The sequence below is a fragment of the Rhodococcus sp. SB1D genome, assembly GCF_048573875.1.
In the GTDB taxonomy this organism is placed as follows: domain Bacteria; phylum Actinomycetota; class Actinomycetes; order Mycobacteriales; family Mycobacteriaceae; genus Rhodococcus_F; species Rhodococcus_F qingshengii.
The window spans coordinates 165,076-180,330 of the sequence record NZ_JBMAIQ010000014.1 but is presented as its reverse complement, the minus strand read 5'-3'; the positions used below and the strand labels follow the sequence as shown (position 1 = coordinate 180,330).

Genomic DNA, 15,255 nt, shown 5'->3' with positions numbered 1-15,255 from the left:
CAGGGGAGTGTTTCATGCACATCAGAGTGATTCGCCCGGTCATCGACACCACACTGACTTCGGCGGTGACAGCCGAGGTGGAGCACTGGGCGGCGCCCGGCACGACGGTCGACGTCGTTTCGCTGCCTACCGGTACGGCGAGCATCGAGTCCGAGTACGACGAGGCACTTGCCGGCCCCGGGATAGTGCAGAGGGTCGAGGAAGCGGCAGCCGACGGCGTGGACGGTGTGTTCATCACATGCTTCGCCGATCCCGGAGTGCATGCCGCCCGAGAGGTCATCGACGCTCCGGTGGTCGGCGGCTTCGAGCCGTCATTTCTGACAGCGATGAGTCTGGGCGATCGCGTCGGTGTCGTGACCATCCTGCCGAATGTCGTGCCGATGCTCCGATCGCTCACTCGGCGGTATGGACTCGATAGTCGGCTGGGCAGTATTCGAGTCGTGGACATGCCGGTGCTGGGCCTCACCGATCGGGAGGAACTGATCGATCGACTGGCCGCACAGGCGTCTACGGCAGTGGAGAACGGTGACGCCGACTCCGTCGTTCTCGGTTGCACCGGCATGCTCGGTGTGACCGCCGCAGTCCGAGACAGGCTGCATGGCAAAGGGATTCATGTTCCGGTTGTGGACCCGACGGCAGCGGCGATCACATGGTTGGAGAGCTCGGTCCGTCTGGGGCTGACACCGAGTCGGACGACGTACATGACTCCACCGGTCAAGGATCGAAAGCGCTGACCTTGCTCACGAGAACCGAAAAAGCCCCGCCGGATCAGATCCGGCGGGGCTCTTCGTTGTGCGCGAGGGGGGACTTGAACCCCCACGTCCTGAGACACTGGAACCTAAATCCAGCGCGTCTGCCAATTCCGCCACTCGCGCGCGGAATTCAAAGGATACGCGAGTGGAATCGCTCGCGGGCACACCACCCTGGTCGGGATGCGCCCGCCCGCTCTCAGGCCGTTTCGGCGAGTGGATCCGCTGCGGGCGGCATGGTGGATTTCTTCGATCGGCGAGGTTGCTCGGCCGTGCGTTGATACCGCCACGCAGCGTGGGTGAGTGTCCGAACATCGACATCGAGATGGTCGGCAACCGCAACGAGCAACTCGGCTGCGTCGGTGCTCGACAACAATTTCTCGCTACTGCTTGCTTCGGTGGCGAACCGTGCAAGCAGGTCGATCGAAGTTACCGTCAACCTCCCGGACAGGAACATCAGTGTCTCGAAGGTCCTGGGGCCGAGGCCTGGAACGGAGACGACTGCCGAACGGAGGCCTTCGGTGTCCTCGACGTCGGCACCGCACCGGCAACCGGCGTCGGCGAGCGCTTTGGCCGCACGAGCCGCGCCTTCGGCTTTGGTGAAGTAGTTGCCCGGCACGCGCTGGCGATTGCCGAGAATCGTTGCGAGCTCGTCGCCACGGTCGGTGAAGGCGGCGAGAGCGGGCAAGCTGTCGAGGCGATCGTCGGCGGCTACCGAGCGGTGTGTGCGCCAACGGTCGACGACGGCGCGGACTCCGGTCTTCGGTGTTCCATAGGCGGCGCGCGACGAGAAGATCGCATCGAGAAGGGCGGCTTCGGACTCGCGCGGCCATCCCTGATTCCAATGCGGCCACGCCTCGCGCGGAAGCTCGGCGCCGATGAATTCGGCCGCTCTGACTACGTCTGTGTCTTTCATGATTTCTCCCCCCGAGAAGTTGTCCGGTGTGGACGCGCTGAACGTAGCGAGGGGGTCCGACAGATTGTGGCCCGGAACGCACGGGATCGACCGTCCGTCAAGGAGGTCACGAATTGGTAACAATAAATATGAGGGGTTCCTCAGGTTTCTGAAAATCCCGGTAACAGTCCCAGGCAGGGCGTTCGCGACCTACTCGCGAGTCACTTTCTCGAAGTCTCGTGAGGAAGATCACGGCCCCGAAAGTCCAGATTTCCAGGGTGCCGACAAACGTGAGGAAATCCTCATGATTCTGTGTAAACCTTGTCTTGCACGAACGCCCTGACTCCGTCGATTCTCTCGACGAATTCGCGAGCACTTCAGCCGGGCAGCACACCGCAAATCCCACCTCGCCGCAGAGGTGACCAGGAGAGGACGTACGCGTGACGATCGATGACACGACACCTACAGGAAACGGACGCGACTCGAAGGGTGGACGCCGTTTCGGCGTCGATGGGGGACAGTCCCGCACGACCAGCAGAGGTGCCCTCGTCGATTCGCTGAACAACGGCGTTTCCTACGCAATCGCTTTCGGTGGACAGGGCGCTCCCTGGCTCACCTCGCTCGAGGAGCTCAGCCGTGACAACGGCCTGGAGCCCGTTCTGACCGATCTGGTCAACGACGCAGCAGCACGCCTCGCGCCCGTCGCGCAGGATCTCCTCGTGGTTCGCCCGGTCGGATTCGATCCGATCGCGTGGATGCTCGAAGCCGAGATCGTCGACGAAGAAGAAGGTGAGAAGTCGGCCGGGCCTTCCGCTGCCGCGCTCACCGCAGCTCCGGTGTCACTCCCCGGCGTCTTCCTCACGCAGCTTGCGGCGTTGCGTGCACTCTCCGCTCAGGGTCTGGATGTAGCCGGTAACCCGCCGGCTGCCGTCATCGGCCACTCGCAGGGCCTTCTGGCCACGGCTGCCGTAGCCGCGCAGGGCAATGACGACGGTGAACTCCTCGCCGTCGCACAGCTCGTCGGTGCTGCTGCCAGCTTGGTCGGCCGTCGCCGCGGCGTCATCGCCGGCGCCTCCGCGAAGCCGATGGTTGCGGTCTCGGGCGTCGATCCCGAGCGTCTCGCCGCCATCGTCGCCGAGCTTGCCGAGGGTGTGGCGCCTGAGCGCGCGGCTGTCCTCGCCATCCGCAACGGCCGTCGCCGCGTCGTTCTCGCCGGGCCGCCCGCTCAGCTGGCACGCGTGCAAGAGCGTTGTGAACAGATCGAAGCCGAGGAAGCCCGCGAGCGTGAGGGTAAGAAGCGTGGCGGTTCCGTCTTCGCGCCGTCCTTCGATCCGCTCGACACCGAAATCGGCTTCCATCACCCCGCATTGACCGAGGCCGTCGAACTCGTCGGCAGCTGGGCGACCCGTTGCGGTCTCGACGCGGACCGTGCGCGCGAACTTGCGCAGGGTGTCCTCGTCGATCCGGTCGACTGGGTCGAGGCTGTCGACGGCGCAATCTCCGCCGGCGCCAAGTGGATTCTCGATCTCGGACCCAGCGATCAGCTGACCCGTATGACGTCCTCTTCGCTGCGTGGACAGGGCATCGGCATCATTGCCGCAGCCACCCGCGGCGGACACCGCAATCTGCTCACCCCCGGTGCAGCACCTGAGGTCTCACGTTCGTGGTCCGAGTTCGCGCCGAAGCCCGTTGCGCTTCCCGGCGGCCGTATCGGCGTCGAGACCGCGTTCACGAAGCTGACCGGTCGTTCACCCATCCTGCTCGCAGGTATGACGCCGACGACGGTCGACGCCAAGATCGTTGCCGCGGCAGCCAATGCCGGTCACTGGGCCGAGCTTGCCGGTGGCGGGCAGGTCACCGAAGAAATCTTCGAAGACCGTGTCGCAGAGCTGAAGATGCTGCTCGAGCCGGGCCGCGCGGTCCAGTTCAACTCCCTGTTCCTCGACCCGTACCTGTGGAAGCTGCAGCTCGGTGGCAAGCGCCTCGTGCAGCGTGCCCGTACCGCCGGTGCTCCCATCGACGGCGTCATCGTCACCGCCGGTATCCCGGAACTCGAAGAGGCTGTTGCCCTCATCGACGAGTTGTCCGAGATCGGCATCACCAACATTGCATTCAAGCCCGGCACCGTGGCGCAGATCCGCTCCGTGATCCGCATCGCCAACGAGGTTCCGAATTTCCCGGTCATCGTCCACATCGAAGGCGGCCGCGCCGGCGGACACCACTCGTGGGAAGACCTCGACGACCTGCTCCTCGACACGTACGCCGAGCTGCGTACACGTCCGAACCTGGTCATCTGCGTCGGTGGCGGCATCGGAACACCTGAGCGCGCAGCCGATTACCTGACCGGTCGCTGGTCCGCCGCAGCCGGTTTCCCGGCCATGCCCGTCGACGGCATCCTGGTCGGCACCGCAGCCATGGCGACTCTCGAGGCCACCACTTCTCCCGAGGTCAAGCAGCTCCTCGTCGACACACCCGGTACGCCGGACTGGGTCGGTGCAGGTACCGCTGAAGGCGGAATGGCCTCCGGCCGTAGCCAGCTCGGTGCCGACATCCACGAGATCGACAACGCGGCTTCGCGTACCGGGCGCCTCCTCGACGAGGTTGCCGGCGATTCCGAGGCAGTGGCCGAGCGCCGCGACGAGATCATCGCCGCCCTCGACGTCACCGCCAAGCCGTACTTCGGCGACGTCGAGACCATGACGTACGCACAGTGGCTGCGCCGCTACCTCGAGCTGACCGTCGGCATCGACGCGGCGAAGGAATTCGACTGCGGCGCCGATCTTCAGGACGCCATCGTCGAGGCGACGTCGAGCCCGTGGCTCGACATCACCTGGCGTGCTCGCTTCGGCGAGATGCTCCAGCGCACCGAGGCGCGTCTGCACCCGGTCGACCGCGGCCCGATCCCCACGCTGTTCGCTGACGCCGAGACCCTCGAGCGCCCCGAGGCTGCGATCTGCGCACTGCAGGCGTCGTACCCGGACTACTCGACCACCGTTCTGCATCCCGCAGACGTCTCGTTCTTCATCTCGTTGTGCAAGACGCCGGGCAAGCCGGTCAACTTCGTTCCCGTCGTCGACGGTGACGTGCGTCGTTGGTGGCGCAGCGACTCCCTGTGGCAGGCACACGACCCCCGCTACACCGCCGATCAGGTTTGCGTCATCCCCGGCACCGTTGCCGTCGCCGGCATCACCCGTGTCGACGAGCCGGTCGGTGACCTGCTCGATCGCTTCGAGAAGGCGACCTACGACGAATTGGTTGCTGCCGGAACCACTCCGGTGGCACTCGCGAGCCGTCGCCACCAGGATTCCGCACCCGGACTTCTCGACGCCGTTCTCTCGGCTCCTGACCTCCAGTGGGCCGGCCGCCTGACCCAGAACCCCGTCCGTCGTCTCGGCGACCTCGACGAGTGGAGTGCAGAGTCTGCCGACAAGGCAGTTCACGGCACCACCGGTTCCAGTCTGACCGTCGTCGATTCCTCGCACGTGCTGCTTTCGGTTCCGTTGGTGGCAGGCAAGTCCGTCGACATCACGATCACGATCCCCGAGTCCGTCGTCGACGGCGGCGCTCCGGTTGTCACCGAAGCCGATGCCGAAGGTGCGATGTCCGCGCTCCTGGCAGTTGCTGCCGGACAGGAACTTCCGACAGTCAAGAACGGCAAGGCTCGCCTCAACGTCGCGTGGGTTCCCGATCGCATCGCCGATCACGCCGGTGTCACCGGTTCCGGTCTGCCCGCCACGCTCAGTGTCAGCGGCAAGGCTGTTCCGGACGTCGTCGTCGGAGCATGCTGGCCTGCAGTGTTCGCAGTCCTCGGCGCAGCCAAGCTCGATAGTCTTTCCGTTATCGAAGGCATGCTCGACCTGGTCCACCTCGACCACACCGTCGACTTCGTCGGTGAGCTTCCCTCCGAGACAAGCATTCTCGTGGTCAATGCCGAGGTCGCCTCGGTTCTCGACACCGACCTCGGTCGTGTCGTCGAGGTCAAGGTCGAGGTCGGTGCCATGCTCGGCGAGGGCCTCGACGCCCCCGCAGTCGTCACCATGACCGAGCGTTTCGCGATCCGCGGACGCACCGGTGCAGGCGAACTCGCCGACCCGGCTCGCGCCGGTGGATCGATCAGCGATGCGGCTGTCGACACCTCGCGTCGTCGTCGCCGTGACGCGAAGATCCTCGCTCCGGTCAGCATGGGCGCGTTCGCTCAGGTTTCCGGTGACCACAACCCGATTCACACCTCCGACAACGCCGCTCTGCTGGCCGGCCTCGGAACCCCGATCGTGCACGGCATGTGGCTCTCCGCCGCAGCGCAGCAGGTAGTCACCGCAGTCGACCCGGCCGAGACCCGCGTCCCGCCGCGCCGCCTGACCGCCTGGACCGCCCGCTTCCTCGGGATGGTTCGCCCCGGCGCCGAGATCGACGTCCGCGTCGACCGTGTCGGCATCGACCAGGGCGCAGAAATCGTCGAGGTCGGCTGCCGCATCGACGGCGAACTGGTCATGGTCGCCACCGGCCGCACTGCCGCACCGAAGACCGTCTACGCCTTCCCCGGCCAGGGCATTCAGCGCCCGGGCATGGGCCTCGACGCTCGCGCACGCTCCAAGGCCGCCCGCGACGTCTGGGAGCGCGCGGACAAGCACACTCGTAAGGCACTCGGATTCTCGATTCTCGCTGTCGTGCGCGACAACCCGGTGACCGTCAAGGCCCGTGGTGTCGAGCACAGGCATCCCGACGGTGTCTTGCACCTGACTCAGTTCACCCAGGTGGCCATGGCCGTTCTCGGTGTTGCCCAGGTTGCCGAGCTGCGCGAATCCGGAACCTTCATCGAGGATTCCCTTCTGGCCGGTCACTCGGTCGGTGAGTACAACGCACTCGCCGCTGTCGCCGAGGTTTTCCCGCTCGAAGCACTTCTCGAGGTCGTCTTCCAGCGTGGCTCCGCCATGCACCAGCTCGTTCCCCGTGACGAAGCCGGACGCTCCGACTACCGCATGGCCGCTATTCGCCCGTCGCAGATCGGTGTTTCCGACGACGACGTGCAGGGCTTCGTCGCCGGTGTCGCCGAGACCTCCGGTGAGTTCCTCGAAATCGTCAACCTGAACCTGCGCGGCAGCCAGTACGCCATTGCCGGTTCGGTAGCCGGTCTCGACGCACTCGAGGTCGAAATCGATCGTCGCCGAGCAGAATTCGGTGGCAAGCGGGCATACATCCAGGTTCCCGGCATCGACGTGCCGTTCCACTCCACCGTCCTTCGCGGTGGCGTGGCGGACTTCCGCGTGTGCCTGCAGGACTTGCTCCCGCACGACATCGATCCGGACATCCTGATCGGCCGCTACATCCCGAACCTGGTTCCGAAGCCGTTCTCGCTGCGTCGTGACTTCGTTCAGGAAATCGCCGACCTGGTGCCGTCCGAGCCGCTGCAGGAAGTCCTCGCAGACTTCGACAGCTACGCAACGCGCACTCACGAGTTGTCCCGCATCATCCTGATCGAGCTGCTGGCTTGGCAGTTCGCCAGCCCGGTCCGTTGGATCGAGACGCAGGACCTGCTCTTCGGTGACGAGTCCGAAGGTGGACTCGGGGTCGAGCGCTTCGTCGAGATCGGTCTCGGCGCTGCCCCGACCGTCGCGAACCTCGCGTCGCAGACCCTCAAGCTGCCGGGCCGCTTCGGCTACCCGGTCGAGGTTCTCAACGTCGAGCGCGAAGCTGCGATCGTCTACGGCACCGACGTCGACCCCGCTGTCGATGACGACGACGAGATCGAAGCGCCTGCCGCGCAGGCTGCTCCGGCCGCCGCGGCCGCTGCTCCGGTTGCCGCTGCCGCGCCGGCTGCACCTTCGGGTGGACCGCGTCCGGACGACCTCACCTTCAAGGCGCCCGACGCCACGAAGGTCCTGATCAGCCTGTGGACCAAGCTCCGTCCCGATCAGGTCGGCCCCGCGGACACGATCGAGGCACTGTGCGACGGCGTTTCCTCGCGTCGCAACCAGCTTCTGGTCGACCTCGGCTCCGAGCTCTCCCTCGGTGCCATCGACGGGGCCGCAGACGCCGACATGGGCTCCCTGGGGGCAACCGTCGACAAGCTCGCCCGTACGTACAAGCCGTTCGGACCGGTGCTCTCCGATTCGATCAACGATCACCTACGCAAGGTCTTCGGCCCCTCGGGCAAGCGTCCCGGCTACATCGCCGACCGCGTCAAGAAGGTCTGGGAGCTGGGCGACGGCTGGGCACATCACGTCACCGCAGCAGTGGCTCTCGGTACCCGTGACGGCGCCAGCATCCGCGGCGGCGACCTCGGTGGCCTGAGCTCCGGCGCACTGGCCGACGCTGCAGCAGTGGACGCAGTCATCGACAGCGCAGTTGCCTCGGTCGGGTCTGCTCGCGGAGTCAGCGTCTCGTTGCCCGCTACCGGCGGCGGAAGCGGCGGAACCGTCGACGCAGCCGCGCTGGGTGAGTTCACCGAGAACATCACCGGTCGCAACGGCGTTCTGGCCTCGGCCGCACGCCTGGTACTCGAGCAGCTCGGACTGAACGAAGAAACGGCAGTCGCGACGGTCGAGGACACCGAACTGGTCGACCTGGTCTCGGCTGAACTCGGCTCCGACTGGCCGCGTCTGGTTGCTCCGGCATTCGACGCGCAGAAGGCCGTTCTGCTCGACGACCGCTGGGCAAGTGCGCGTGAGGATCTCGCTCGCATTTGGCTCGGTGACACCGCGTTGTCGGTCGAGAACTTCATCGGTGCCGGCTCCACCGTCGCCGCACAGGCGAAGTGGTGGGCCACCCGTGCGACCGACGAAGGCCGCACCGCACTCGCCGAGGTCTACACCCGCATCGCTGATGCGGCTGCTGCGGCAGAATCCGACGCACCCGAGTGGGCAGGCGAGGTCGCAGTAGTGACGGGCGCCAGCAAGGGCTCCATCGCGGCAGCGGTCACAGGCAAGCTCCTTGCCGGTGGCGCAACGGTATTCGTGACCACCTCGCGACTCGACGGTCAGCGTCTCGGCTTCTACCGCGACCTGTACCGCGAGAATGCTCGCGCCGGTGCCGCCCTCTGGGTGGTTCCCGCGAACATGGCGTCGTACACCGACGTCGACGCGCTGATCGACTGGATCGGCAACGAGGCCACCGAGAACGCAGGCGGCGCAAAGAAGCTCATCAAGCCGGCCATGACGCCGACGATGCTCTTCCCGTTCGCAGCTCCCCGTGTCGGCGGCGAACTCTCCGACGCCGGCGCTCGCGCCGAAATGGAAATGCGCGTGCTGCTCTGGTCGGTGGAGCGCCTCATCGGCGGTCTGTCGAAGATCGGTTACGACAGCGATGTCGACACGCACCTGCACGTGGTGCTGCCCGGTTCGCCGAACCGCGGAACGTTCGGCGGCGACGGTGCATACGGTGAGGCCAAGGCTTCGCTGATCGCCGTGGTCAACCGCTGGAAGGCCGAGCGCAACTGGGCCGAGCGGGTCACGTTGGCACACGCGGTCATCGGTTGGGTTCGCGGAACCGGACTCATGGGTCACAACGATCCGATCGTCGACGCGGTCGAAGCTGCGGGCGTCCGCACCTGGTCCACCCAGGAGATGGCGACCGAACTGCTGAAGACGGCAACCCGCGAGTCGCGGCGCGCTGCAGCAGAGGCCCCGCTCGAGGTCGACCTGACCGGCGGACTGTCCGAGGCCAACCTGGATCTGGGTGCTTTGGCCAAGGAAGCTGCCGAGGTTGCCGAGATCGCCGAAGCTGTCGACGAAGCAGTGGACGAGTCCAGCATCCTGGCGCTGCCCGCGCCGGCTCGCATCGACGACTCGGTCAAGGCTCCGAGCTGGCCCGAACTGGACGTCACCCCCGCGGACCTCGTGGTCATCGTGGGTGCCGGAGAGCTCGGACCCTACGGTTCCTCGCGTACCCGCTTCGAGATGGAGGTCGACGAGCAGCTCTCTGCCGCAGGCGTTCTCGAATTGGCGTGGAACACCGGACTCATCGTCTGGGAGAACGACCCCAAGCCGGGCTGGTACGACGTCGAATCCGGTGACCTGGTACCCGAGGCGGAAATCGCCGACAAGTACCACGACGCAGTCGTCGAGCGTTGCGGCATCCGTCGCTACGTCGACGAGGGCGCGATGATCGACAACACCGCTCCGCTGCTCACCTCCGTGTTCCTGGACAAGGATCTGAGCTTCGTGGTCGGCAGTGAGGCAGAGGCTCAGGCCTTCGTCGAATCCGATCCGGAGAACACGACGGCGACGGTTTCCGCCGAGTCCGGAGACTGGACGGTCACCCGCCGCGCAGGCACCGAGATCCGCGTTCCGCGCAAGATGAAGCTGACTCGTAGTGTGGGCGGTCAGATTCCGACCAACTTCGACGTCACCAAGTGGGGCATCCCCGCCGACATGGCAGATTCGGTCGACCGCGTCGGCCTCTGGAACATCGTCGCAACGGTGGACGCCTTCCTCACCGGCGGCTTCACTCCGAGCGAACTGCTCCGCTGGGTACACCCGAGCCTGGTCGCCAACACGCAGGGCACCGGCATGGGCGGCATGACCTCCATGAGGAGCCTGTACATCGACACGCTGCTCGGCGAGAACCGTCCGAACGACATCCTGCAGGAAGCGCTGCCGAACGTCATTGCAGCGCACGTCGTTCAGTCGTACGTCGGCGGTTACGGCGCGATGGTTCACCCCGTCGCCGCCTGCGCCACAGCAGCGGTATCCGTCGAAGAAGGCGTCGACAAGATCCGACTCGGCAAGGCGCAGTTGGTTGTTGCCGGCGGGTTCGACGATCTGAGCACGGAAGGCATCATCGGCTTCGGCGACATGTCGGCCACTGCCAAGACCGAGGACATGCATGCCAAGGGCATCGAGGATCGCCGCTTCTCGCGGGCCAACGATCGTCGCCGCGGCGGATTCGTCGAGTCGGCCGGTGGCGGAACGATTCTCCTCGCTCGCGGTGACCTGGCACTCGAGATGGGTCTTCCCGTCCTCGGTGTGGTCGCCTGGGCCGGATCGTTCGCCGACGGTGTCCACACCTCGATCCCGGCACCGGGACTCGGAGCACTGGGCGCCGGACGTGGGGGAGCGGATTCACAGCTTGCACTCTCGCTCAACGCTCTCGGCGTGAGCGCCGACGACATCGCCGTGATCTCCAAGCACGACACCTCCACTGCCGCCAACGATCCCAACGAGGCAGAGCTGCACGAGCGCCTCGCCGGGGCATTGGGACGCAGTGAAGGCGCGCCGATGTTCGTGGTCTCGCAGAAGAGCCTGACCGGTCACGCCAAGGGTGGTGCCGCAGCCTTCCAGCTGATCGGGCTCTGCCAGGTACTTAGCCAGGGCATCGTCCCGCCGAACCGCAGCCTCGACTGCGTCGACGACAAGATGGCCGAATTCGAGCACCTCGTGTGGGCACGTCAGCCGCTCAAGTTCGGTGAGCATCTTCCGCTGCGCGCGGGCCTGCTGACCAGCCTCGGCTTCGGTCACGTCTCCGGACTGATCGCAGTCGTGCACCCGCAGGCATTCGTCGAGTCGGTTCCGGCCGACAAGCGTGACGCCTATGTTGCTGCGGCCCAGCAGCGGACGATCGACGGTCAGCGTCGCCTCGCGAAGGCGATGTGCGGTGGCGACAGCCTCTACGAGCGCCCGGCGGATCGTCGCCTCGGTGCCGACGGAACGCCGGCCAAGGCGTCGCGTCAGCTCGAAGCGGACATGCTGCTGAGCGAGGACGCACGACTCGGCGCAGACCAGGTGTACCGCTCGAATCTGCCCGGCTGCAAGTAGTAGTCACGGTATGGGAGTTCTGGGTATCGGTTTCGACCTCGTGACGGTGTCGGAGTTCGCCGAGCAATTGAACAGGCCGGGAACGGCAATGCTCGACAACTTCACACCGGGCGAGCGTCGAGACGCCGCTACCCGGAGCTCCGAACCGGCGCGACATTTCGCCGCCCGGTGGGCTGCGAAGGAAGCAGTGATCAAGGCATGGTCAACTGCTCTCTTCGCCGGCCCACCGGTGCTGGGGGAAATGATCCACAATCAGATCGAGGTCGTCTCGGACGCCTGGGGGCGCCCCGGCATCCGGCTTCGCGGTGACGTGGCCAAGCACCTGACCGGAGTGAAGATTCATATTTCGCTCACGCACGACGGGGACATGGCGGGCGCTTTCGCGGTCATCGAATCCGACCCGGAGTAGCACTGCCGGACACGAAAGAGCCGGTCTCCCAAGGGGAGACCGGCTCTTTGTCGTTCGACTAGTCCTTCGTGCGGGATTCCTTCTCGGCGACGAGGAGATACGCGATCATCAACCTTTTCAGTTCGGCGACGGCGTCGGCATGCGACTGACCGTCCTGAACCGAGAAATTGAGCATCGAATACACCACGTGGACAAGAACTTCCGCCATCATCAGGCGACGATCTCGCCGCGTACGAGGCGTCAACGGGCCGAGCATTTTCGCTACGGTCTCGGCGAACTGCTTTTCGTGAATGACTCCGGTTGCCCGCGTGGACGGCGTCGACTGCATCGCCAGCCAGACCTCGCGGCGCGACGGATCAGACGTCCACAGCCCGGCCATGTGATCGACGAAACTGTTCAGGAACCGCAACCAGTCGAGCGAGGGTACTTCGCCGCCGAACTGAGCAAGCTCGTGCTGGACCCCGACGAGGTCCTGGCGGTTCAATTCGCACACGATGACGTACTTGTTCGCGAAGAACTGGTAAAGCGTCCCAATCGGGACGTCAGCACGTGCCGCGACTTCTTCACAGGTGAACGATTCGAAACCGACATCGGTGAGGAGTTCCCGTGACGCAGCCAGGAGTGCGTCGAATTTACGCTGGCTGCGCTCTTGCGTCGGACGCTTGCGCGGCAGCAGTTCCTGCGGTTCTTCGAGGCTCTGGGGATTCTCCAGTGCTGGGTCGACTCGTCGCCGCGCGCGGTGACGAGTCGTGGGCTGCACGTCTTCCAGGCTATCGGTGTTTTCTGTCGAATTTGGGACTTGTGCATTATCCGGTGTCATCGGCCACCTACTTCGGCGGTCGTGATCGGTCGAAACGCACCGCGCAGGTGCGCGCACACGAGTCCCGATGCTGTTGCCACACCTCGATACTAGGTGACCAACTGTCCAGTAGCCGAAGAGGTTGCTGCGCGGTGTGGCGCAACGGCGATCCTGGCGCCTGCCTACGTCCGATTCGGGCAGACTGAGATTCTTCGGGCACACCGAGATTCGATGCCGAGGAGAGGGAGACGATGACGGAAGAACTGCGAACCGCGGTAGGTGAACTCATGCCGCGTGCCCGTGAGGATCTGAGTGCACTTGTGGCGATGAAGTCCGTCGCCGATGCACGGCAGTACCCGCCGGAAGAATGCGCGGCCGCTGCGCATTGGGTCCTGGAGGCATTCCGGGCTCAGGGTTTCGCCGATATCGAGGCGATCGAGACCTCCGACGGTTCGGCCGCGGTTGTCGGGCGTCGACCAGGCCCGGGCGGTGCTCCGACCGTTCTGCTGTACTGCCACTACGACGTTCAGCCGCCCGGAAGCGAAGAGCTCTGGGGCTCCCCGCCTTTCACGCTCACCGAGCGCGACGGACGGTGGTACGGACGGGGCGCTTCCGACTGCAAGGGCAACGTCGTCATGCATCTGACAGCTCTGCGAGCGCTCGCCGCAGCCGGTGTGGATCCGAGCGTCCACCTGACGCTCGTCGCCGAAGGATCCGAGGAGATGGGCACTGGCGGTCTCGAGGATCTGGTGCGAGAGCGGCCCGAACTTTTTGCAGCCGACATGATCCTGATCGCCGATACCGGCAACACCGAAGTCGGGGAGCCGACGATCACGACGTCATTGCGCGGGATCGCGAACGTTGTGGTCCACGTGTCGACGCTCGAGGGTGAGATTCACTCCGGTGTCTTCGGTGGACCGGCGCCCGATGCGATCACCGCGCTGGTGCACATACTCTCGACGCTGCACGACAGCGCCGGAAACACCACTGTCGAAGGCTTGACCAACGACCAGGAATGGGCGGGTGTCAGTTATGACGGCGATCAGTTCCGCTCCGACGCCGGGGTGCTCGAAGGGGTGCAGCTGACTGGTTCCGGTTCGGTCGCCGAGCAGGTGTGGGCTCGTCCGGCGCTGACCATCCTGGGTATCGACTGCCCGCCGGTCGTGGGTTCGGCGGCGGCGATCACGCCCCGCGCGTCGGCGCGCCTGAATCTTCGTGTCCCGCCTGGCACGGATCCGGCGCAGGCACAGAAGTTGTTGACGGACCACCTCCGCGCGGCGGCGCCGTGGGGCGTCCACATCGAGGTCGTTCCGGAATCGACGGGATCGCCGTTCTCGTCCTCGACGGAGGGTGCAGGTTTCGCGCAGCTGAAGTCCGCGCTCACCGATGCCTACGGCCGCGAAGTCGGATTTGCCGGCCAAGGGGGATCGATACCGCTGTGCAGTGCACTGGCCGAGCAGTTCCCCGACGCGGCGATCGCGTTGATCGGCGTCGAGGAACCGCAATGCCGCATTCATGCGCCCGACGAAAGCGTCGACCCGTCGGAGATCGAGAATCTCGCTTTCGCGGAGGCTCTGTTCTTGAGCCGGTACGGGAGTTAGACCGACAGATCGCGTCGTAGCTTGGCGACGTGGCCGGTGGCCCGGACGTTGTACTGGGCCACCTCGATCTTGCCTTCCTCGTCGACGAGGAACGTCGAGCGGATGACGCCCTGGACGGTCTTGCCGTACATCTTCTTCTCACCGAACGCGCACCAGGCTTCGAGCGTCGCCTTCTCGGGATCGGAGAGCAGCGGGAAGGTCAACTCTTCGGTATCGCGGAACTTCGCGAGTTTTGCGGGCTTGTCCGGCGAGATTCCGATGACTTCGAGGCCGGCGCCGTTCAGCTCGGCGAGGCTGTCACGGAAGTCGCAGGCCTGCTTGGTGCACCCCGGGGTGCTGGCCGCCGGGTAGAAGTACACGATGACCTTGCGGCCGCGGTAATCGTGAAGGGAAACCTCGTTGCCATCGGCGTCGGGGAGCGTGAAATCCGGCGCGACGTCGCCGGCGGACAATCTACTGTTCTCGGTCACGGGAATCGAGGTTAGTCGAGAAATTGCGCGGCAGGTGGGCGCGAGGGCATTCTGCTCCTCTACGGTAGAGCGAAGTGTCGGCGCGCTGCGTCCGCACAGCAGACCCGCACACAGAGCAGCAGAACACAGACAAGTTGGAGGACACGTGCCCAGGGACACCGAGAGCATCGAACGCGAGATCGAGAAGGCGCGTAACCAGCTCGCGAGCACACTCGACGAACTGACGGTCCGCACCAACCCGAAGCGGCTGGTCGAGAACACCAAGAAGACGGTGCTCGCCAAGCTCAACGAGCCGGCAGTGAAGTACGCGCTGATCGCAGTCGGTTCAGTGGTGGGACTACTCGTGGTCCGGAAGATCATTCGCTGACCCGAGTTGTCGAAGACAGAACATGAAGAAGGCCCCCACCTGGTGAGGTGGGGGCCTTCTTGCAAGTGCGCCCACAGGGACTCGAACCCCGGACCCAGTGATTAAGAGTCACTTGCTCTACCAACTGAGCTATAGGCGCTCGCTCTTGCGAGACAGAACATTAGCCGACAGGCTCAGGAGTTTGCAAAACGCGTGTTCATCGTGGTGACGATG

At 65.3% G+C, this 15,255-nt stretch carries 8 protein-coding genes and 2 tRNA genes; 5 read left to right on the top strand and 5 right to left on the bottom strand.

Features of this window, described 5'->3' with window-relative positions; genetic code table 11:
- Positions 1-14 precede the first annotated feature (14 nt).
- Positions 15-734 carry an aspartate/glutamate racemase family protein gene (locus tag ACN50D_RS26985; RefSeq protein ID WP_209921913.1) on the top strand — a complete coding sequence of 240 codons (720 nt, stop codon included), beginning with the start codon at positions 15-17 and terminating at the stop codon, positions 732-734.
- A gap of 59 nt (positions 735-793) precedes the next feature.
- Here ACN50D_RS26985 and ACN50D_RS26980 read toward each other — a convergent pair.
- Together ACN50D_RS26980 and ACN50D_RS26975 are read right to left on the bottom strand one after the other, a co-directional pair.
- Positions 794-875, bottom strand: a tRNA-Leu gene (locus ACN50D_RS26980).
- Positions 876-948: 73 nt separating this feature from the next.
- Positions 949-1,665, bottom strand: coding sequence for a hypothetical protein (locus ACN50D_RS26975; protein WP_211921306.1), 717 nt, complete (start codon positions 1,663-1,665; stop codon positions 949-951).
- A gap of 419 nt (positions 1,666-2,084) precedes the next feature.
- On the opposite strand from ACN50D_RS26975, the gene ACN50D_RS26970 reads away from it, so the two are divergent.
- On the top strand, positions 2,085-11,396 hold the full coding sequence (locus tag ACN50D_RS26970) for a type I polyketide synthase (protein WP_211921304.1): 9,312 nt from the start codon (positions 2,085-2,087) through the stop codon (positions 11,394-11,396).
- Between the two features lie 10 nt (positions 11,397-11,406).
- The gene (locus ACN50D_RS26965; RefSeq protein WP_003945362.1) at positions 11,407-11,805 is read left to right on the top strand and encodes a holo-ACP synthase; all 399 of its coding nucleotides are present in this window, start codon (positions 11,407-11,409) and stop codon (positions 11,803-11,805) included.
- A 58-nt stretch (positions 11,806-11,863) separates the two neighbouring features.
- Here the strand turns inward: ACN50D_RS26965 and ACN50D_RS26960 are convergent, their stop codons facing one another.
- Positions 11,864-12,565, bottom strand: coding sequence for a TetR family transcriptional regulator (locus ACN50D_RS26960; RefSeq protein ID WP_003945379.1), 702 nt, complete (start codon positions 12,563-12,565; stop codon positions 11,864-11,866).
- Between the two features lie 290 nt (positions 12,566-12,855).
- Here ACN50D_RS26960 and ACN50D_RS26955 point away from each other — a divergent pair, with 290 nt between their 5' ends.
- On the top strand, positions 12,856-14,205 hold the full coding sequence (locus tag ACN50D_RS26955; protein ID WP_211921302.1) for a dipeptidase: 1,350 nt from the start codon (positions 12,856-12,858) through the stop codon (positions 14,203-14,205).
- Here ACN50D_RS26955 and bcp read toward each other — a convergent pair.
- Positions 14,202-14,675, bottom strand: a complete 474-nt coding sequence (gene bcp, locus ACN50D_RS26950) for a thioredoxin-dependent thiol peroxidase (protein WP_211921300.1) — start codon at positions 14,673-14,675, stop codon at positions 14,202-14,204. The two genes, ACN50D_RS26955 and bcp, sit on opposite strands and share 4 nt — an antisense overlap.
- A 145-nt stretch (positions 14,676-14,820) precedes the next feature.
- Between bcp and ACN50D_RS26945 the strand changes: the two genes are divergently transcribed.
- Entirely contained in the window at positions 14,821-15,042 is a 222-nt protein-coding gene (locus tag ACN50D_RS26945) for a DUF3618 domain-containing protein (protein WP_003945299.1), read from the top strand.
- 66 nt (positions 15,043-15,108) lie between these two features.
- On the opposite strand, the gene ACN50D_RS26940 is transcribed toward ACN50D_RS26945, so the two are convergent.
- A tRNA-Lys gene (locus tag ACN50D_RS26940) sits at positions 15,109-15,181 on the bottom strand.
- Between the last annotated feature and the right edge of the window lie 74 nt (positions 15,182-15,255).